The sequence below is a fragment of the Hymenobacter saemangeumensis genome, assembly GCF_039541835.1.
Lineage (GTDB): Bacteria > Bacteroidota > Bacteroidia > Cytophagales > Hymenobacteraceae > Hymenobacter > Hymenobacter saemangeumensis.
The window spans coordinates 32,318-52,090 of the sequence record NZ_BAABGZ010000013.1 but is presented as its reverse complement, the minus strand read 5'-3'; the positions used below and the strand labels follow the sequence as shown (position 1 = coordinate 52,090).

The 19,773-nt window shown below is 62.6% G+C and carries 16 protein-coding genes; 4 read left to right on the top strand and 12 right to left on the bottom strand.

Annotation, left to right across the window (positions count from 1 at the left end; genetic code table 11):
- Positions 1–132: 132 nt before the first annotated feature.
- Positions 133–2,988, top strand: coding sequence for a TonB-dependent receptor (locus ABD919_RS04730; protein WP_345234283.1), 2,856 nt, complete (start codon positions 133–135; stop codon positions 2,986–2,988).
- 70 nt (positions 2,989–3,058) lie between these two features.
- Here ABD919_RS04730 and ABD919_RS04725 read toward each other — a convergent pair whose 3' ends face one another.
- From ABD919_RS04725 to ABD919_RS04705, 5 genes are all read right to left on the bottom strand, one after another.
- Positions 3,059–3,709 carry an alpha-ketoglutarate-dependent dioxygenase AlkB family protein gene (locus ABD919_RS04725; RefSeq protein WP_345234281.1) on the bottom strand — a complete coding sequence of 217 codons (651 nt, stop codon included), beginning with the start codon at positions 3,707–3,709 and terminating at the stop codon, positions 3,059–3,061.
- Positions 3,710–3,760: 51 nt separating this feature from the next.
- Complete coding sequence (locus ABD919_RS04720) at positions 3,761–4,504, bottom strand: hypothetical protein (RefSeq protein WP_345234279.1); 744 nt, start codon at positions 4,502–4,504, stop codon at positions 3,761–3,763.
- Positions 4,505–4,574: 70 nt separating this feature from the next.
- Positions 4,575–5,861, bottom strand: coding sequence for a kynureninase (kynU, locus tag ABD919_RS04715; protein ID WP_345234277.1), 1,287 nt, complete (start codon positions 5,859–5,861; stop codon positions 4,575–4,577).
- 189 nt (positions 5,862–6,050) lie between these two features.
- Complete coding sequence (locus tag ABD919_RS04710) at positions 6,051–7,085, bottom strand: amidohydrolase family protein (protein ID WP_345234275.1); 1,035 nt, start codon at positions 7,083–7,085, stop codon at positions 6,051–6,053.
- A gap of 95 nt (positions 7,086–7,180) precedes the next feature.
- Positions 7,181–7,714 (bottom strand): 3-hydroxyanthranilate 3,4-dioxygenase, encoded by a 534-nt coding sequence (locus ABD919_RS04705; protein ID WP_345234273.1) that lies wholly within the window; start codon positions 7,712–7,714, stop codon positions 7,181–7,183.
- A 195-nt stretch (positions 7,715–7,909) separates the two neighbouring features.
- On the opposite strand from ABD919_RS04705, the gene ABD919_RS04700 reads away from it, so the two are divergent.
- The 3 genes from ABD919_RS04700 to ABD919_RS04690 all read left to right on the top strand — a co-directional run bounded on the left by ABD919_RS04700 (position 7,910) and on the right by ABD919_RS04690 (position 11,200).
- The gene (locus ABD919_RS04700; RefSeq protein WP_345234271.1) at positions 7,910–9,328 is read left to right on the top strand and encodes a hypothetical protein; all 1,419 of its coding nucleotides are present in this window, start codon (positions 7,910–7,912) and stop codon (positions 9,326–9,328) included.
- A gap of 206 nt (positions 9,329–9,534) precedes the next feature.
- Positions 9,535–10,320, top strand: coding sequence for an SDR family oxidoreductase (locus tag ABD919_RS04695; RefSeq protein ID WP_345234270.1), 786 nt, complete (start codon positions 9,535–9,537; stop codon positions 10,318–10,320).
- Between the two features lie 154 nt (positions 10,321–10,474).
- Positions 10,475–11,200, top strand: a complete 726-nt coding sequence (locus ABD919_RS04690; protein WP_345234268.1) for a glycosyltransferase family 2 protein — start codon at positions 10,475–10,477, stop codon at positions 11,198–11,200.
- A 99-nt stretch (positions 11,201–11,299) separates the two neighbouring features.
- Here ABD919_RS04690 and ABD919_RS04685 read toward each other — a convergent pair whose 3' ends face one another.
- From ABD919_RS04685 to ABD919_RS04655, 7 genes are all read right to left on the bottom strand, one after another.
- Positions 11,300–13,150: a hypothetical protein gene (locus tag ABD919_RS04685; RefSeq protein WP_345234266.1), complete on the bottom strand. Its 1,851-nt coding sequence runs from the start codon at positions 13,148–13,150 to the stop codon at positions 11,300–11,302.
- Between the two features lie 84 nt (positions 13,151–13,234).
- Positions 13,235–14,608, bottom strand: coding sequence for a glycoside hydrolase family 16 protein (locus tag ABD919_RS04680; RefSeq protein ID WP_345234264.1), 1,374 nt, complete (start codon positions 14,606–14,608; stop codon positions 13,235–13,237).
- 58 nt (positions 14,609–14,666) lie between these two features.
- Positions 14,667–15,989, bottom strand: coding sequence for a hypothetical protein (locus ABD919_RS04675; RefSeq protein WP_345234262.1), 1,323 nt, complete (start codon positions 15,987–15,989; stop codon positions 14,667–14,669).
- A 28-nt stretch (positions 15,990–16,017) separates the two neighbouring features.
- Positions 16,018–16,554 carry a hypothetical protein gene (locus tag ABD919_RS04670; RefSeq protein ID WP_345234260.1) on the bottom strand — a complete coding sequence of 179 codons (537 nt, stop codon included), beginning with the start codon at positions 16,552–16,554 and terminating at the stop codon, positions 16,018–16,020.
- A gap of 13 nt (positions 16,555–16,567) precedes the next feature.
- Complete coding sequence (locus ABD919_RS04665) at positions 16,568–17,116, bottom strand: carbohydrate binding domain-containing protein (RefSeq protein WP_345234258.1); 549 nt, start codon at positions 17,114–17,116, stop codon at positions 16,568–16,570.
- Positions 17,117–17,249: 133 nt separating this feature from the next.
- On the bottom strand, positions 17,250–18,845 hold the full coding sequence (locus tag ABD919_RS04660) for a glycosyltransferase family 39 protein (RefSeq protein ID WP_345234256.1): 1,596 nt from the start codon (positions 18,843–18,845) through the stop codon (positions 17,250–17,252).
- Positions 18,846–18,995: 150 nt separating this feature from the next.
- The gene (locus ABD919_RS04655; protein ID WP_345234253.1) at positions 18,996–19,769 is read right to left on the bottom strand and encodes a dolichyl-phosphate beta-glucosyltransferase; all 774 of its coding nucleotides are present in this window, start codon (positions 19,767–19,769) and stop codon (positions 18,996–18,998) included.
- Positions 19,770–19,773 lie beyond the last annotated feature (4 nt).

Here is a 19,773-nt window from a genome sequence, read left to right as displayed (position 1 = left end):
GCTACGCTCCATATTGGACATTACATAGTCGGCGGTGAAGGCGATGTATTGCTTACGGGGCATCCTGATATTCGATACTAGTGAGATGCTTGCTTGGAATAATTCTAAAAAAACTTTTGAAACCCCGCCTGAATGCTTTTTAGATGGGCTTTCCAAAAATTAATCTTATGTTTGTATCACACCTCATTATTTCTGCTTATGCATAAGCTGTACATTTTTCTATTGATGTGCCTTTTGTCTTCTTTCGGAGCCTGGGCACAAAACGAACAGGTTCTAAGCGGAACCGTTCAAGCGGAGTCGGGCATGCCTTTGCCCGGCGCTACGGTTTTCATTAAGGGCACCTACGTTGGCGGTAGTACCAACGAAGAAGGGCAGTTTGAAATCCGCAAGGCCAACTTCGCCAATCCACCGGTTGTACTGGTGGTGTCTTTCGTTGGCTACGAAACCCAGGAGCTAAGCCTGAGCCAGCCGGATAACGCTATTTCGATAGTGTTAAAGCCCAGTGCTATGCTGGACCAGGTGGTAGTAGCGGCCTCGCGTATCGAGGAAAACATCGGCCAGGTGCCGGTAACCATCGAAAAGCTTGACCGCCGGCAGGTAGAGAACATCACCACGCCCGACCTGGTGGCCGGCCTGGCCCGGTTTAAGTCCATCGACATCAGCAGCTCGAGCATGCTGTCGACCAGCTTCAGTACCCGCGGCTTCAACTCCTCGCGCTCCGAGCGCGTGATTCAGCTGGCTGATTACATGGATACGTCCATTCCCAGCCTGACCAGCAACTTCGGTAACCTGCTGGGCGCCCCGATTCTGGACGTGGCCAGCGTCGAAATCGTACACGGCCCGGCTTCGGCCCTCTACGGCGCCAACGCCTTCAACGGCGTGCTGCTCACCAACTCCAAGGACCCCTTCAAAGACCCCGGCCTGACGGTGCGGGTACGCGGCGGCAACCGCAACATGCGCGACCTGCAGCTCCGCTATGCCCAGAAGTTCGGCGAGCGTGTCGCCTTCAAAATTGCTGGTGGCGCTATGTGGGCCGACGACTTCCTGGCTAACAATGAAAATGCCACTGATAAGGCAATTGAACCTGTAAATAACCCTGTTGGCTCTAACCTTGGCTATGATGCAGTGAGCCGCTATGGTGACATTGGCAACACTTTCGGAGCATCAGGTGGTGCTCTGAATGGTAAAACGGTGTTCCTGCCCGGCTATACGGAAAAAGAGCTGATTGCCGGCGACGACCGCACTCACTCCTACAAAATCGCTCCGAGCCTGTCGGTACTGCTCACCAACCGCATCAAGGCTACTGCCGACTATAAGTACGCCGAAGCCAACACCACCTACCAGAGCGCAAGCCGCTACCGCTTCATCAACAGCGGTGCCCACCAGGCCCGCCTGCAAGTGGAAGGCCGCAACTGGTTTGTGCGTGGTTACACCACCCGTGACTTCTCCGGTGGACGCGACCCGCAAACCGATGGCTCCTATAACTTGGGCTTCCTGGGCGCCTTCCTGCAAACCAAAATAGCCCCGGGCTTTATGGTACCTAATGGCATGGGTGGTACTCGCCCCGGAACCTATGCTGAGCGTTACTTCGGCACGTATGCCCAAGTGTATAACCAAGCCTTTCAGGCCAATGGCGGAAATGCCGAGGCTGCCGCTCTGGCTGCCCGCAACTTTGCTAATGCCAACGCTCCGGTGCTCCGCCCCGGTTCTCCTGAGTTCGAGGCCGCCCGCAACGAACTCGTTCATAACCCCACGCCGGGTCAAGGTGCGCGCGTAATTCTGCGCTCTATCCTGAACGACGGTAGTGCTCAGTACAACTTCAACACCAATGTGGTGGACGTAATTGTGGGTGGTGCCTACCGCCAGTACCTGCTGGGCTCTGATGGCTCCCTGTTTGAGGACACCAAGGATGGCGACCGGATTCCGAACTACGAGTACGGCGCCTACACTCAGCTGAGCAAGGCCTTGTTTAATGACCGTCTGAAGCTGGCCGCTGCCGGCCGCATCGACCGGTTCAAGAACTTCAACACGGCTTTCTCGCCCCGCGCATCCATTGTGTATTCGGCCGGTGGCGACAAGCAGCACAACTTCCGCGTAAGCTACGGCCGCGCATTCCGGGCTCCCACCCAGAACGACCAGTACATCAAGTTGGACGTGGGCCGTGCCATTCTGCTGGGCAACGTGCGCGGTGGTTTCCAGGGTTACACTACGTCGGCTGCTGCTGCCGTTGCCGCTAACCCCGCGCTCCTCGCACCTTCCAACGAAGCTAACCTGACGACTACGCTCAACAACTACCGCTACAGCAGCGCGTCGCTAAAACTGGAAGAAGTAAACAGCATTGAGATAGGCTACCGTGCTCAGGTTACCAAGCAGCTGTTCGTCGACCTCGACTATTACTACAATACCTACAACAACTTCATTGCTACGCAGAACTTTATCGGCAACGTAGACGGCAGCTCAACCACGGCAGCGAATTTCCGGACAGGTCTGACTACCTCGCAGTTCCGTGCCGGCAATACCCGCGTGATTCAGATTGCTACCAACGTTGAGCAGACTGTAAACAGCCAGGGCGCCGCCGGAACGCTGGGCTACCGCTTCTCGCCGGCTCTGACCTTGACCGGTAACTACAGCTACAACAACCTGGTTACGAACAAAGAGGAGTTCGACAAGAAAGGCACGCAGTCGTACTTCAACACGCCCAAGCACAAGTTCAACATCGGTGTAGATGGCCAAGTGCTGAAGAACAAGCTGAGCTACAACGCCAACTACCGCTGGGTGGATGGTTACCTGTACGAGTCGACCTTCGCCACCGGCGACGTACCCTCGACCCAGATTGTGGATGCCCAGGTGGGCTACACCTTCTCCAAGCTGCACACCACCCTGCAGGCCGGCGGTACCAACCTGCTCGACGCTACCAACTTCCAGGTGTACGGCGCCCCCAGCATCGGCCGCCTGGTGTACGTGGGCCTGCTGTTCGACATCAAGTAAGCGCTGCGGAATTCCCGCTAATAAAAAGCCCCGGCCAGCTACTGGCCGGGGCTTTTTCGTGCTGTCAGCTTTATCCTACCCAGCGAAACGTGAGGTTGAGGCGGGGCCCCACCGGGCGGGCTGTCTTGGGCAGGGCGTGCTGCCAGAACTGCTGGGTGGGCGGCCGCATCAGCAGCAGGCTGCCGCTGGGCAGGTCGAGGCCCAGGGGCTCGGCTGCTACGCCCGGGCGGGGGCGCAGGCGAAAGCGGCGGGTGGCGCCCAGGCTGAGGGAGGCAATGGTGGGGGCAGCACCGAGCTCGGGCTCGTCGTCGGCGTGCCAGCCCATGCTGTCGCGGCCGTCGCGGTACAGGTTGAGGAGTACGCTGTTGAATTGGGTGCCGCTGGCGGCTTGCACGCGCCGGAGCAGCTGCTGCAGGGCGGGCGTCCAGGGGCGGGGCTCCCAGTGCAGGCCGGAGTACGTGTAGCGGGCTTCGGGCTCGCCGTGCCAGGCCGTGAGGCGGGGCTGGGGCAGCTCTTTGCCGTATAGCCGGATGCTACGCTGCTCCCAGGCTACGGTGGCCGTTAGCTCGGCCAGCAGCGCTTCGCTCTCGGCGGGTGCCAGGAAGTCGGCATCCAGCCAGAGGCTGGCTTGGGGCAGGGGAAGACAAACCAGGGGCATGGTGGTGTACAGGGCAGCGGAAGAGGTGGCCAGATTGTATTGAAGGGCGTGGGCCAGCTTCAAGCTGCAGCTTGCGGGGCGCGGATTGGAATTCCGCGTTACGGGCAGAGCCGCTTAGTTGGCGGGCTCCTCGGGCGGCATCATCTGGCGGAGCTGCTGCTGCACCTCCTTGGGCTGGCGCTGCAGCAGGTAGGGCGTGAGGCGGTTCAGCCCCCACATCACCACAAAGCACACGATAATGGGCACCAGGGTGCTGCGGCTGCGGAAGCTGGTGGTGCCAATGTAGCGGGGCCACACCCAGAGCACATACACCAGGGCCGCCGGCAGGTTAAACAGCAGAATGGCCCACACCGGGTTGAGGCCGTGCTGAAACACGGCCCAGTTGATAAGCGCCGAGCCCGCAAAAAAGTAGACCAGGATAAACAGCGCCAGACCGACAACCGCCCGCTTCCTGCCCACCCGGTACAGGTTCAGGCACATGAGCACGCCACCGGCCACCATGGTGGAGATGGGCAGCATGGAAAAAATCAGAATGGAGCTGGGCGAGTACAGGCTGGGGGAGTCGGCATCTTCGGCCTCGGCGCTCTCGGGGGTATCGGCCTCGTCGCTCTGGCTGGCTTTGGCTTCTGCTTCCACGCGCAGGCGCTCAATCTCGGCTGCTTCGGCCAGGCGCTGCCGGGCCGCGCCGGCTTCCAGCAGCGGCCGCAGCTCGGGTTCTTGCGGGTCGGGCTGGCCCCGGCGGCGCAGCTCGGCCAAGGCGGCCAGCACGGCGTCTTCGCGGTACTGCTGGTAGCCCGTCACGTACTCGCGCAACGCCGCGTCGGTCTTGAGCTGCATTTTGGCGGCGTAGTCTTCCATGGTATTCAGTTAACAGTTATCAATGAACAATGAGCAATTTAAAAAAGCGTAACCGGGAATTGGTAACTGCTCACTGTTCATTGCTCATTGTAAAGGTGCGCAGCGCCTCGCCGGCGCGTCGCACGTCCTCAAACGTATTGTAGAGCGGCACGGGTGCCAGGCGAATGACATTGGGCTCGCGCCAGTCGGCAATAATGCCCCGGGCCGCGAGGAAGTCGAACAGCTCGCGGCCGCGCTCGTGCACCAGCAGCGAGAGCTGGCAGCCCCGCTGGGCGGGGTCGGCGGGGGTGATAATCTCCAGCCTGGTGCGGGGCAGGCCCAGCTGCTCAATCAGGTACTCGAGGTAGCCGGTGAGCTGCTCGCTTTTGCGGCGCAGGGCCGTCATGCCCCCGGCGCGGTCCACCATGGCTATGCTGACGCGGTGAATGGCCATGGGAAAAATCTGGGCGTTGGAGAGCTGCCAGCCCGCGGCGCCGGCCATGGGCCGGAAGCCTTTCTTCATCTGAAACCGGTCGGACAGGTCGTGCCCCCACCAGCCGGCCAGGCGCAGCAGGTCGGGGCGCTGGGCAAACCGCTCGTGAATGTACACGCCCGAAGTGCCGCCGGGGCCGGAGTTGAGGTACTTGTAAGAGCACCAGCAGGCGAAGTCCACGTCCCAGCCGTGCAGCTCCAGGTGCAGGTTGCCGGCGGCGTGGGCCAGGTCGAAGCCCACCAGGGCGCCCACAGCGTGCCCCGCCCGGGTGATGGCGGCCATGTCGAAGGCCTGCCCGGTGTAGTAGTTCACCCCACCCAGAAGGATGGTGGCCAGGGAGTCGCCCAGCTCGGCAATTTTCGCTTCGATGTCTTCGGTGCGCAGGGTGTGCTCGCCGGGGCGCGGCACAAGCTCCACAATGGCGTCGTCGGGGTGGAGGCCGTGCAGGCGGGCCTGGCTTTCCAGGGCGTACTGGTCGGAGGGGAAAGCCCCGCCTTCCATCAGAATCTTGTAGCGTGTGGCCGTGGGGCGGTAGAACGTGATGAGCAGCAGGTGCAGGTTCACGGTGAGGTTGTTCATCACCACCACCTCAATGGGCTTGGCGCCTACGAGCCGCGCCGTGGCACCGGTCAGGGTTTCGTGGTAGTGCATCCAGGGCGAGGTACCGTGGAAGTGGCCCTCCACGCCCAGCCGCTCCCAGTCGGCAAACTCCTGCTCCACGGCGGCGCGGGCCGCTTTGGGCAGCAGGCCCAGGGAGTTGCCACAGAAGTAGGCGCAGGGCTGCCCGTCGGGCCCGGGCGGAATGTGAAACTCAGCGCGGAAGGAAGCCAGGGCGTCGGCCGCGTCCATCTCGGCGGCAAAAGCGGGGGAGGAAGAGTAAGTCATCGGGGCAAATATCGGCACGGAGCCCCACCCCCGGCCCCTCCCCTGCGGGGGAGGGGAGCCTTTGCCGGCGGGCTCTCGTTCATTCTGGAAAAAATGGCGTTAGCAGTGGTAAAAACTCTGTTTGTGCACCCTACTAACTTCATAATCGTCAGGTTCCCCTCCCCCATAGGGGAGGGGTTAGGGGTGGGGCTACTGTGCCACCCGCATCTTCCCACCCTGTACAAACTGCTCGCGGCCCAGGCCCAGCCAGTCCAGGGCATTTTGCCCCAGCATCTGCTCCTTGATTTTATCCGAAAACGGCATGGACTTGATGAGCTGTCCGGGCTCCAGCTCGCCCAGGGGGAAGGGGTAGTCGGTGCCGAGGGTGATTTTATCGGCGCCCAGGGTTTTCACTAAATAGTCGAGCATGAGCGGGTCGTGCACCAGGGAGTCGACCCAGAACTTGCCGAGGTAGTTGCGCGGGTTGTGGGGGTTGTCGACGGCGCAGAGGTCGGGGCGCACGTGCCAGCCGTGCTCGATGCGGCCGATGGTGCTGGCGAAGGAGCCGCCGCCGTGCGCCACGGCCACGCGCAGGCGCGGCAGGCGCTCCAGCACGCCCCCGAAGATGAGGGAGCACAAAGCCAGGGTGCTTTCGGCGGGCATGCCCACCAGCCAGGGCAGCCAGTACTTGGGCATTTTCTGCTGGGCCATCATGTCCCAGGGGTGCACAAATACGCAGGCACCCAGCTCTTCGGCGGCCGCAAACACCTCAAAAAGCTCGGGCGCGTCGAGGTTCCACTCGTTGATGTGGGAGCCAATCTGCACGCCGGCCAGGCCAATTTTCATGCAGCGCTCCAGCTCCCGCACGGCCAGGTCGGGCGCCTGCATGGGCAGCGTGCCCAGGCCTACGAAGCGCGTGGGGTAGCGCTGCACCACGCCGGCGATGTGGTCGTTGAGCAGCTGGCTCAGGTCGAGGCAGTCGAGCGGGCGGGCCCAGTAGCTGAACATCACGGGCACGGTGCTGAGCACCTGCACCTGCACGCCAAACTGGTCGTACTCCTTTATCCGGACCTGCGGGTCCCAGCAGTTGTCCTGTATCTCCCGAAAAAACTTGTCGTCCTGCATCATGCGGGCGCAGCAGGGCTTGTGGTGCTCGAGGCGGATAAAGCCGCCGTAGCCGTACCGCTCGCGCAGGTCGGGCCAGCGCTCGGGCAGGATGTGGGTGTGGATGTCGATGCTAAGCATAGGCTAGTTGTCAGTTGATAGTTGTCCGTTGTCAGTTATTGCTGATAAAGCTGATGTCAGAACAAGGCTGACAACTGACAACGAGCAACTGACAACTACTTTCCTGGGGCCTCCATGTACGTGCCGCAGTTCTGGCAGGTGCGCTTGGCGTCGTCCTGCCAGAAGGCGTTCATGATGGGCGGCAGCTGGGCCACGATGTCGGTGATGACGGCAAACTCCTCGTAGAGCTTGTGGCCGCAGTTTTCGCAGTACCACTGGAAGCCGTCGGGCTCGTCGGACTCGCGGTAGCGCTCCAGCACCAGGCCCACGGTGCCGGCCGGGCGGCGCGGGGAGTGGGGCACGTAGGGCGGCAGCAGAAACATCTCGCCGGGCCCGATGGTGATGTCGACCGGCTGGCCGTCCTCGATGATTTTGACGGTCATGGTGCCCTCAATCTGCCAGAACAGCTCCTCGCCGGCATCCACGTGGTAGTCTTTGCGGGCATTGGGGCCGCCCACCACCATCACGATAAAGTCTTTGTTGTCTTTAAACACCTGCTGGTTGCCCACCGGGGGCTTCAGCAAATGGCGGTGCTCGTCAATCCACTTTTGAAAGTTGAAGGGGCGGGTAATCATAGGGCGGGTGGGCATGGGTGAGAGGTTCAGCAAATCTAAGACTTTCTGGGAGCCGGCTCTACGCCGCAGAAAGAAGGAGCATTTGGGCTTCTCAGGGCGGCCCGGCCCGGGGGTGGAAGACCAGCGAAAGCATTTGCAACAAGGACGAATGCCCGTTGCCGCGAAAGCAGAGTGCTTTGCCATGTCTTACACCTCCTTTTTTACTGCGCTATGAAATGCTCCTGCTGTTTCCTGCTTGCCCTGCTGCTGACCGGGCTTGCTCTCCCCGCCCGCGCCCAGAGTGTGGGCGTGGGCACGCTGACGCCCAACGCCAAGGCAGCCCTCGACATCCACAGCCCCAATGCCAATACGGGCCTGCTTATTCCCCGCCTCAGCGAGTGGCGCCGGCTAGCCATTGCCGCGCCGCCCCAGGGCCTGCTGGTGTACCAGACCGATGGCTCGGCCAGCGGCGGCCCGCAAACGGGGTTCTGGTACTACGCCGGCAGCCCCACGGGCTGGGTGTATCTGAGCACCACCGGCGTGAGCTACGACCCCAGCGCCGGCCTGCAGGTGGGCACCGATGCGGTGGGCACGGCCGGACCGTTTGTGGTGGGCACCGCCACCGGTACCAGCCCCCTCCCTTTCAGCGGGGCAATGGTGGGAGCCCGCCAAGCCACTATCTTCTCCCGGGCCGAGCTGCTGGCGGCGGGCCTGCGGGCGGGCCCGATTACGGCGGTAGGGTTTAAGGTGGAAACCAAGAACAGCGCCCGGCCATACAACAACTTTACGGTACAGATTGGCCCCACCACGAGTACGTCCTTTGGCTCGGCCTTTCCTACCGGCCTGGCTACCGTGTACAGCGGAGTCTACTCCACCACGCCGGGAGTGAATACGCTGCCGTTTAACGCCGGTACTTTTGTATGGGACGGCAGCTCCAATATTGCGGTGTCGACCTGCTTCGACAACAGCGGGAGCTTTAACACCTTCAACGACCTGGTGGCTACCACCACTACCTCGCTCACCACCGAAATATCCACCACGGGAGCCAGCAACGGCTGCGCCTTCGCTGTCGGCTCCCGCTCCACCATCCGGCCCGTGGTGTACTTCACCCAGGCCGCCGGCAGCTACATCCTCCCGGCCGAGGCCGGCACGGCCGGGCAGGTGCTCACCCAGCAGGCCAACGGCAGCGTCGCCTTCGAGAGCCCGCAATGGAAGCAAAGCGGGACCAGCCTCACGCCCACGGTGGCCGGCAGCCACGTGGGCCTCGGCACCAGCACCCCGGCCGCGAGCGAGCTGCTCGACGTGGCCGGCTCGCTGCGCGCCACTGAGGTGCACACCCCCACCACTGGCCTTAACAACATGCTGGCCGCAGCTTACGGGCAGGCCGGTGGCGGCTCCTCCACCGTGTTTTCCTCGTCGAGCAACTTCACCTTCAGCCGCACCGGCGTGGGCGTATATGTTATCAGCTTTACCGCCAGCAGCGGACTGAGCCAGACCAGCCTGAGCAACTTTCCTTTCGTGGCCACGCTTTTTGGCGGGCCGGGCTTCGTGAGCTTTAACGCCGGCGTGGGCTCGGTGACGGTGTTTACCTACGATACCGCCGGTGCGCCCGCCAACCGCATATTCAGCTTTGTGCTGTACCGAAACTAAAGCATCATACTGGTTAGGGACTGCGGGAAAGCTGTTGGCTTGCCAGGAACTGCGGGGGCTGGCAGCCTATGTTATTCGTCCCGACTTTTGCCTGGCGCTGGCCCGCCAGTTCCCTGGCAACAGCAAGCAGGTAGCCGATGGCTACGGGCTGCTGCGGCCCCACCCTTTACCTTAAGCCCAACTTTTAATTTTCTCCTACCCCGCACATGAACTTTTCTTCCTTCCGCGCCCTGGTGGGTGGCAGCACCCAGGGCATTGGCCGGGCCGTGGCCCAGGCACTGGCCGCGCAGGGCTGCAGCGTTACCCTGCTGGCCCGCGACGAAGCCCGCCTGCGCGACACCGCCGCCGCGCTGCCCACCCCGGCCGGGCAGGCGCACGACTACCTCGTAGCCGATTTTAACAAGCCGGAGCAGCTGGCCCTCACCGTTGCCGGCTACCTGGCCCAGCACCCCGGCGGGTTCCAGATTCTGGTGAACAACACCGGCGGGCCCGCTGGTGGGCCCATCCTGGAAGCGCCCACCACCGCCTTCCTGGCGGCTTTCAACCAGCACCTGGTTTGCAACCACCTGCTGGCCCAGGCCCTGGTGCCGGGCATGCGGGCGGCAGGCTACGGGCGCATCATCAACATCATCAGCACCTCGGTGAAGGTGCCGCTGCCGGGCCTGGGCGTGAGCAACACCATCCGCGGGGCCGTGGCCAGCTGGGCCAAAACCCTGGCCAACGAGCTCGGCGCCGAGGGCATCACGGTCAACAACGTGCTGCCCGGGGCTACCCTCACCCAGCGCCACACCTCCCTTATCGAGAAGAAGGCCAGCAGCACCGGCCAGGCCGCCGAAGCCATCGAAGCCGGCATGCTGCAGCTGATTCCCGCCCGGCGCTTCGGGCAGGCCGAAGAAGTGGCGGCGGCCGTGGCTTTCCTGGCCTCGCCCGCCGCCGGCTACATCAACGGCGTGAGCCTGCCGGTAGATGGCGGCCGCACGGGTAGCTTGTAGTGCTTGGTGCTCGGTGCCTGGTGCTCAGTGCTCAGTTTCTGATTAATATCACTCAAGCCAACCGTCAACCAGGAACCGAGCACTGAGCACCGAGCACCGAGTACTAAAACCCCGGGCCGGTGTTACTTTTACGGCTGCTTAACTCTAAGGTATTTTGGTAAAGTTCGACAAGCTCTCCATCGTCATTCCCGTTTACAACGAAGCCCGTACCATTCACCAGATTCTGGATTTGCTGCGCGAGCTCAAGCTGGTGAATGATATTCAGAAGGAAATTATCCTGGTGAACGACTGCTCGTCCGACAATTCGGTCGAAGTCATTCGGGCGTATTCGGCCCGCTACCCGGAAATGGGGCTGCGCCTGCTCGAACACACTGTAAACCAAGGCAAGGGCGCGGCCCTGCATACCGGCATCCGCGAAGCCACCGGCGACTACGTCATCATTCAGGACGCCGACTTGGAGTACGACCCCGAGGAATACAACGTGCTGTTCAAGCCCATTCTGAAGGGCTTTGCCGACGTGGTGTTTGGCTCGCGCTTCATGGGCGGCAACCCCCACCGCATCCTGTTCTTCTGGCACAGCATCGGCAACCAGATACTCACCTTCCTGTCCAACATGTTCACCGACCTGAACCTGACCGACATGGAAACCTGCTACAAGCTGTTCCGCCGCGACATCATTCAGGGCCTGCAGCTGGAAGAAAAGCGCTTCGGCTTCGAGCCCGAGGTGACGGCCAAGGTGTCGCGGGTGAAGGACGTACGCATCTACGAAGTAGGCATCAGCTACTACGGCCGCACCTACGCCGAAGGCAAGAAAATTGGCTGGCGCGACGGCTTCCGGGCCATCTACTGCATTCTGAAATACGGCCTGCTCCGGGCCTGATGGAAGCTGCGCTGCCTTAAGCCGACGCCCGCTAAAGCCACTGAGAGCGTTAGCGGGCGTCGGGCATATAAGCCCATACAAGCCGAGCCGAAGAGCGGCTTACCAGCCGGATTTAGGCTCCAGGGCTTCCAGCTGAATGTTGTCGAGGTAGCAGGGCCCGCCATTTTCGTTGAGCACAAACACCTTCACTACATCCTCGGGGCGGGCATCAGCGGGCAGCGGCACGTCGAGCCACACCGGCGTCCAGCGCTGGCTCACGCTGAGCCGGTTTTGCAAGCGGGTGTTTTCCCACATGATGGTTTTGCCACCGCGCTCCAGGCTCACCACCAGCTTCTGGCCCCAGGCACCTTCATCGGCATGCACCAGCACGCTGCCGCGCACCCACTGCCCGGGGGCAAGCCCGGCTTCGCGTAGCGGCAGCGCAATGGTCGGGCTGTAGGTACGGCCGTTTTCGCTGCGGTAAGAGTGCGCGCTATGGTAGCCAAGGTCGCCCGTGATGCCGGTTTCGGCCGATATGGGCTGGTCGTCCAGGGTGAGCAGGGCCACCTGCCGGCGATTGTAGCGGTCGATAGTGCCCGGCAGGCGGTTTTTGGTGTCGAACAGGTTCAGCTCGTCCTGGGTGGGGTGCACGTTGCCGAACACGGCCCAGTAGTAGCGGCGGTTCATGTTCTCGCTGTCGATGATGCCGTTCATGTACTGCCAGTGCATCACCAGGTTCAGGTTAACGAGCAGGGCGGCCAGCAGCAGCACCGCCCCGCGCAGCACGGGCCGGGCCTGGCCAAGCGCGGCCAGCAGAAAGGCCAGCGGCAGGGCCAGGGTAGCGTAGGACTGCACCAGGGCCCGCTGGCTCAGGCTGCCGCCATACCACCACACGTCCCAGGCCGACACCACCCACAGGTTTACCAGAAAGTATGCCAGCACGGGCACCGCCACCGCCCGGTTGCGGCGCCACAGCACCACCAGCCCGACGAGCGGCAACACCATGAGCGGCGTATACAGCAGCCAGCCTTTGCGGAAGCTGAACAGCACCTGCCGGGTATGCGGCTTCAGAAAGCTGAAGCCCTGCTCTTCGTAGCTGTACACGATGAAATGCCCGCTGGCCCACTTCCAGTACAGCAGCTGGGGCAGCACGGCCAGCACGCCGCAGCCCAGCAGCAGCAGCAGGTGAGCGCGGTGGCGGTGCAGCAGCAGGTGCAGCTTTTCGCGGGCAGCCGCTGCCGACGTGATGCCCCAAAGCAGCGGTATCAGCACCGCCACCATATCGGAGGGCCGCACAATCACCAGCAGGCCCAGCGTGAGGCCAATGGCGGCGGCCAGCCAGCGGCGGGGCTGCTCGTGCCAGCGCACCGTAAGCCAGAGCAGCAGAGCGTAAAGCGTAAAGCCTACGTTGTGGGCCATGGCCCCGTCGATAGCCGAGTACTGCAGGTAGTTGGTGCCCAGCACGATAAGCGTCAGCGTGAGGGCCGCTACTACATCCGATACGTAGCGTAGCAGCACGCGGCGCAGCAGCCCCAGCCCGAGCAGCGAGTACACGATGCTGCCAAAGGCAATGGCAACCTGGTACGGAGCTGAAAACCCGTCCTGGGCGTAGTTCCAATGCCGGGCGGCCCAGTGCCCCAGCCAGAAAAAGGGCGTGTTCAGGATGGCCAGCCCGATGGGGTACTTCATAATCATGGCGCCCGCCGGCCCGTCGGGAGCCGGAAACGCCTGAAAGAAGGAGCCCGTCGGATTATACTCCCTTAGAATCTCAGGGATAAAGCTCAGCCGCGACAGGTCGTGGTAAATAAAGTGGGCGGGCAGGTAGAGGTAGTAGCCCATGGCATCCCAGGTCAGCACGGCCTGCACATTGTGCGTGTTGAAGTAGGGCGCCCAGAGCCGCACCTGTATCAGGAGCAGAAACAGCGCGACTATGGCCGCAAGAGAATAAGGGTGGGTAACGCGGGGTTTCATACCTGGCAAAAAAAACGGCAGTCGGATAGCGCACGGAAAGCACAATCCCACAAGGATACAAATGAAAGGCTGGGCCCTGCTCGCTTACCGCTCCTCACCGGGAGCTGCATCGGCTGGGGCTGCTGGCTCCAGCCAGGCGGGTACAGGAGTGGCATCGAGCGGGCTGCGGGCAATAAACACCACCGGGTGGAAGGCCCGGGCCGCGCCCTGGCGCAGGTGCAGCACGTAGCTGCCGGGGGGCACCACCGGCCAGCGGGGCTGCCACGCACCGGCTGGCATGCTGCCGGTAACGACGGGCCGCCCCATCAGGTCGCGCAGCTGCCAGCTGATGGGGGCATCGGAGGTGAAGTGCAGCTGCGTGTCGGGTACGTTGTCGAGCACAATCCAGGGCGGCGCCCAGGGCCCCGCGTCTGCAACGGGCAGCGGCAGGGTAATTTCACACACCGGGTTCAGGTTGTCGACCAATTCCAGCGCGAGGCGGCCTCTGGGGGTGGGAGAAGCTTGCCAGCGCTGCCGGCGGCCGGAGTCGCGGCCGGGCTTGATGTCGAGCGGCACCCATTCCCACTCGGAGAAAGGGCCTTCGCCCCCGTGCCGTATCACAGCCACCGGCTGGGGAGGCTGCCGGGGCCGGTAAATCCGGATGTAGTCGATGGAAAGGCTGTCGGTAAGCTGGTCAGCCCAGTTCCACATGGCCAGGTTCACAATGACGTACATGGCGCAGCCATTGGGCAGCAGATTGGTGGCCCGCCGGATGGGCACGCCGTCGTAATAGAAAACAACTTCATCGGGCCACCACTCCACCGTGTACGTGTGGTACTGCTGGCTGAGGTCGCCACGGGAGTCCACGTTAAAGAAATGGCAGGAGCAGCCTTCGCGCATGGTTCGGGTAGGGTACCAGTAGCCGGGGGTGTGGGAATGGAGCGTGTTGAAAAAGCCGTGGGGGTTGGCCTCAAACACGTCAATCTCATCGGGGGCGCCTCCCCACAGCCAAAAGGCCGGGAATGCCCGGTCATCGCGGGGCTGACGGCAGCGCACCTCAAACAGCCCGTAGCTGAACCCGTTGCCATCGGGTGGGCAGTTGGCCGGCCGGAATGCGGGGTCGGTGGGGTGGTTGCTCATCAGCATGCCCGAGCTGTAGCGCAGCCGCTTGCCCTGGTAGACAATGGGCGTATCAAGGAGCCGGGCCACCAGGTGCAGCGTGCCGGCTGAGTCGGGCTGCACGCCAATGCCGGTGTAGTACTGCGTTTCGAGGTTATTTATCAGGTTGCGGCCCCAGGGAAAGGCAAAGCGCCAGCGCGCCATCAGGGCCAGGGTGTCGGTGGGCTCGTTAAACTCCTCGGCCCATTCCAGCCGCCAGTCGGCGTAGTTGATGCGGCGCTGCTGGGCAGTACTGCTCTCGTAGGTAAGGCCTAGCAGCGCAACAATCAGAAAGAGAATGCGAAGAACAGCGCCAGCCATGGGATAAAGGTGCAAGATGGAGTGCCGGGGCCCCAACCAGCCGCCCTGGTCCCCGGGCTTATGCCCGCACGGTGCCTGCCGGCTCCGCCCGGCGGAAGCCAACCGTCATCACCACAAAAAGGGAGATAAACAGCCCCAGCGACGTCAGGTAGAGGTAAGGAATCTGGAGGAAGGTGTAGAAGACCGTCAGGTATAGCTTCAGGGCAAGCAGGGCAGCAATCTGATAGTTGAGGCGGTGGCGCAGGCGGTAGTACAGCCAGGCGGCCAGGCCCACTACGCCCACGGAGAGTACTACGTGGGTGCGTTGCAGCAGGGCAATTTTATCGGCCAGCTCTCCTCCGGCGTAGGTATGAAACCAGGCCGCCATGCCCACGCCGCTGTACAGGTGAACCGGGCCCTGCGTGGCATCGCCCCGGCTCCACTCGCCCAGGGTGGCAATGCGGTACTCCGACAGCGCATGGGTGAAGATTGTCCAGTCCTTGCTCAGAAAGGGAACGACGTAGATGCCGATAATGCCCGCTGCCGTAATTCCGGCCACGGCAATAGCATGGCGCCGCCCCATTTCCCGCCACAGAACCCACAGGTAGAACGGCACCCAGAACAGCACCGAGTAGCGGGAAAGCAGGCACAGCACCAGCGCCACACCCTGTAAAGGAGCCGAGCGGGTTAGCACGCTGGTGGCCAGCAGGCAGTAATAGCAGATAATGGTGGGCTCGCAGGTCAGCGAGTACAAGTCGCGGTTGGAGCTGACGAGCTGAACGATGAGCAGGGCAGGCAGTACGGCCTTCAGGCCAAACTCAAGCCAGGTAAAGGGCTGCCGGGCCAGCAGCAGCTGGTAGGCACCAAAGCCCAGCAGCAGCAGCAGCCCCATGCTCCACCAGCGGTAGTCTATGCCCAGCGTATCGGCTGGCACGTAGGGCAGCCATTGCAGGGGCAGGTGGTTGGGAAACAGCGGATAATCCAGGTTGGTGAGGTAGCGGTACACCACTTCGCCGCTGCGAAACCGCGCCACATACGTCTGCAGAATGGTGATGACATCAGAGTAGCGCAGGTCGATGGGCAGCCGGGCAATGATGGGAGCCTGAATGTAGAGCACCCGCACGTCACCCAGCAGCAGCAGCAGCCCGGCCACCGGGATGCGACGAATGGTATTCTCCGCCGCCAGCGACACCAACGGCTTATCCAGCCAGAAGCCCAGGGCGCAGGCGCACAGCAGCACCCCCGCCCCCAGCACTGCCACCGGGCTCCAGTATGGCCCAAAGTAGTTCATCTCGCTGGTCATCAGGCACAGCTCGGCCCAGGTGGCCAGCCAGCAGCCGAGCAGCCAGCCCCAGCTGCGGAGCTGGGGCCGGGTTAGAGCCGATAAGAAGTCAAGACGCATGGGCGGCATTAAGAAGTAAAAGAGTGGCCTATTCCAGGGCCTTTATCCGGATGTCGTCGAGGTACACGGGCTTGGCTCCGCCCCGGGACCAGAGAAAAATGCGCAGGTTGGCCTCGCCCGGCATGCCCGGGCGCAGGGCAAAGCGCTTGTTTACCTTGGTCCACTTGCAGGAGTCCGAAACCTGCTCCCGCAGCAGCAGGCCCTCACTGTACAAGGGAGCCGGGTCCTGCCCCGGGCCGTGGGCCCACACTTCTACCTGCAGGGTAGCCGGCGCTTCCAGCGAGCTCAGGTAAGTCCAGGCTTCGATGTCGAGGCCGCTCAGCGTATGCACACTGGCCTGGGCCAGCGGCAGCTGAAAGGTGAGGCCGAACTCGTGGCTGGCGTCTACCCGGTCGGCAAAGCGGCCCGAGCGGGCATGGTCGCGGCTGATGGAGCTGGCCCCAGGCACCCAGCCTTGTACCGACTCAAAGTCGCTGGTGGTGACAATGTCGCCTACCCAGCTGCCAGCCTCGGGCTTTGCTTTGGAGCAGCCCAGGGCGGCGCCGGCACTTAACAAGGCCGCCAATCGAAGAAGGTGGCTAGTTCTCAACTTCAATGGAAACGTCGTCGACAAATACCGGGCGGGGGCTGCTGCCGCGCCACAGGTACACCTTGCATTGGTTGGTGGAGGCAATGGAGTCGGGCAGGTTAAAGGTCTTGCTCACCTTGCGCCAGGCCTTGAACTCCTGCACGGCGGGCACCAGGTCCAGGGTTTCGTAGAACACCTGGGCACCATTTTCCGGCGAGTGCTTGATATCAACCACTATCACGGCGGTGCTTTCCTTGTCGGGAACCCAGGCCCAGGCCGTTACAGTCATCTTCTTGGGCTTGCCGCCGGTCATCTGGCCCAGTGTGCGGATGTACGTATGGCTGAACTCATACTGCGGGTTTACGGTAATGGAGTACTTGCCCGAGTGCGCTTTCTCAGTTGTCACGGTGGGCTCGTTGGCCCCGCCCCAGCCTTGGGTGTTCTCGAAGTCGTTACGGGTAATCATGCCCGTCGGCATATCCGACGAGCTGTCTGTGGAGCAGGCCCCCAGGCCCAGGCTCATGGCCGTAAGGGCCAGAGCGCAGTAAAGGTGTTTCACGAATGAAGTCGGATTAAAATAAAAAACAGCAAAACAGGCCGCCACAAAACTACGGCTTTTGACAGAAGGCAAGGCCGGCTTTTTACCAAACTGCCGGGTGAAGCCGTCAGCTAACCTCGCTTAGGACCGTGCCTTACCACCGCAGCCGGAACACGGAGTGAATGCGCCGGCCATCGGCCCGCACCTGGTGCACCTCGTGGGGGTAAGGGTAGCTTTCGGGGTGCCAGCGGTAGTTGGTGATGAAGTAGTCGGCCTCCTCGGGCTTGTCGGTAAACTGCAGGCGGCCGCGCTGGTCGGCGGGCAGCATCAGCCGGTTGAACTCGGCCGGGCTGGGCCCGGGGGCAAATACCTTCACCACGGAGCGGGGCTCGTTGGCAATGATGTACTCCAGGTCCTGGCGGTAGCCCAGGCCCCAGTAGTCCATCTCAAACCGCTCGCCCACATTGGCGCCGGCCAGCAGGTTGAAGTACACGTTCTGCAGCGGGTGGTCACGCACCATTTGCGCACCGACTATCAGCATGCTCAGGGCCGTGGCCGCGTACAGGGCCCGGGGCCAGCCGGCCCAGCGGGGGCGCCAGGCGGCGGCGGCAACCCAGCCGCGTATGGCCAGCAGCAGAAAAGCCGGGTATATAAAGTAGAGCTGCCGCCACCCGTCGTACAGCACCGAGTGCAGCACGATAACGGCCAGCAGCGGTCCGAAGAACAAGCCCAGAAACAGCAGGTCCTGCAGGCCGCCTTCGTCGTGCCACAGCCGCCACTGCGCCCGCAGCAGCTGCCGAATCACCAGCACAATGCCCGTCAGGCCGGCCACGAGGTAGAGGATGGGGGTGGTAATGCCCATCCAGACCGGAGCGTAGTGCCAGGGCAGCTCGGTAGCCAGCACCATAGAGCCCCGGTACAGCACCGTGCCGCCCCAGCGGAAGGCACTCATGTTCTTGAAGGCCTGCACGAAGTTGTGCAGCGGCGCGGGCCATAAGTAAGGCCAGAGCAGCACTACTACGCCGGCCATTACCACCAGGTACACCGCAACAATTTTTCCGAGCTGGGCCCAGCGCAGCTCGCCCCGAAAGCTGCGCCAGCTTAGCAGGCCCAGGGTAGCCAGGGGCAGCAGCACGCCCATAATCCGAACGTCGATGGTGATGGCACACACCAGGGCGTGCACCAGGGCCCGGCGCAGGGTAGGGCGCAGCAGCAGCCGCACGGCGGTGTTGGTGGCTATGGCAAACATGGCCATAAACACCGCGTCTTTGTCGTTGTAGAACGACTCGGCAAACAGGCGCGGGGTGAGCAGCATCCACAAAGCCGCCAGCAGGCCAATGCGCCAGTCGTTGAAGCGGCGGCGGGCCAGCTGGAAAATGGCAATCAGGCCGCCAAAGCACACCAGAAAGGTGCAGAAGTGGCGAAACAGGAACTTGTCGCCGTCATCGGCAATCTTGAAGATGCGCTCCAGAAAGCTCACCGGCGTCTCAAACGCCACGCCGTAGTCGCGGTCGTAGAACTCGGCCAGCGGGGTCTGGTACTTGACGAAGTTGTAGTCGCCCTCTACCCAGTTGGGCGCTATTTTCTGGGCAACGTGCTTGAGGCTAATCATGCCAATGTCGCGCTGCTGGTTTTCGTCGATAGACACACCAAAGTCGCGGAAAATCAACAGGCCCAGCAGAAACACTGCCACGAAGAAGGCAGGCACTGCCCAGCGTTGCAGGGGAGAAGAGCGCGAAAAGTCAGGCATTTGCATGTAGTGAATAGTAGAGTAGGCTGGGCCTGCCAGCTGCGGGAGCGGGCTTCACTATGCAGCGTGAGCCCAGCCTTCAAACCGGCTCCCTGCCGGAGCACAGCCCTGGCCGGCTACGAGCAAGGCAGTCGGTGCCGGCTTTAAAAGTTACGCTGCCCGGGACAAGGCCTGGCGGGTGCGGTTCAGGGCATCGTCGTAGAAGCCGCGCCGGGCCCGGCGGCGCAGCTGCCGCAGCTCCCGAAAGCCATCGAGGCCGCTCAGCAGGCCTACTTTGCTGCCTACCACGTCGTTCCAGCGCACGGGCTGCTCAAATAGGCGCAGGCCCGCATGATGTGCCAGGTAAAGCAGCTCCACGTCGAAGCCAAAGCGGTTCAGAATGGCGCCCTCCACAATGGGCCGGCACACGTCAAGGCGAAAGGCTTTAAACCCGCATTGGGTGTCGGCGTAGGGCAGCTTGATGGCAAACTGCATGATGAGGTTGAAAAAGCGGCCGCTTTGCTCGCGCAGCCAGGGCTGGTGCACGCCTATCAGGCTGCGGTCGAGGGCCCGGGAGCCAAACACCACGTCGTAGCGGCCGGCCTGAATGGGGTCGAGCAGCAGCGGCAGCTCCGTGATGGGCGTGGAGAGGTCGGCATCGGAAAACAAGCCGACGGTGCCCGTGGCGGCCAGCAGCCCCTGGCGCACGGCGTAGCCTTTGCCCCGGTTGGGCGTGTAGCTTATCAGGCGGCAGGGAATATGCGTTGCGTGGCTGGCAAAGCTGGCTTCTACTACCTGGGCGGTAGCATCCGTCGAGCCATCGTTTACCACAATTACCTCGCTGGTGTAGGGCTGCTGCAGCAGGTAAGCGAGCACCTGCTGCAGCGTGCTTCCTATCCTTGCAGCTTCATTGTAAGCCGGAATAATAACGGAGAGGTAAGGCAAGGAC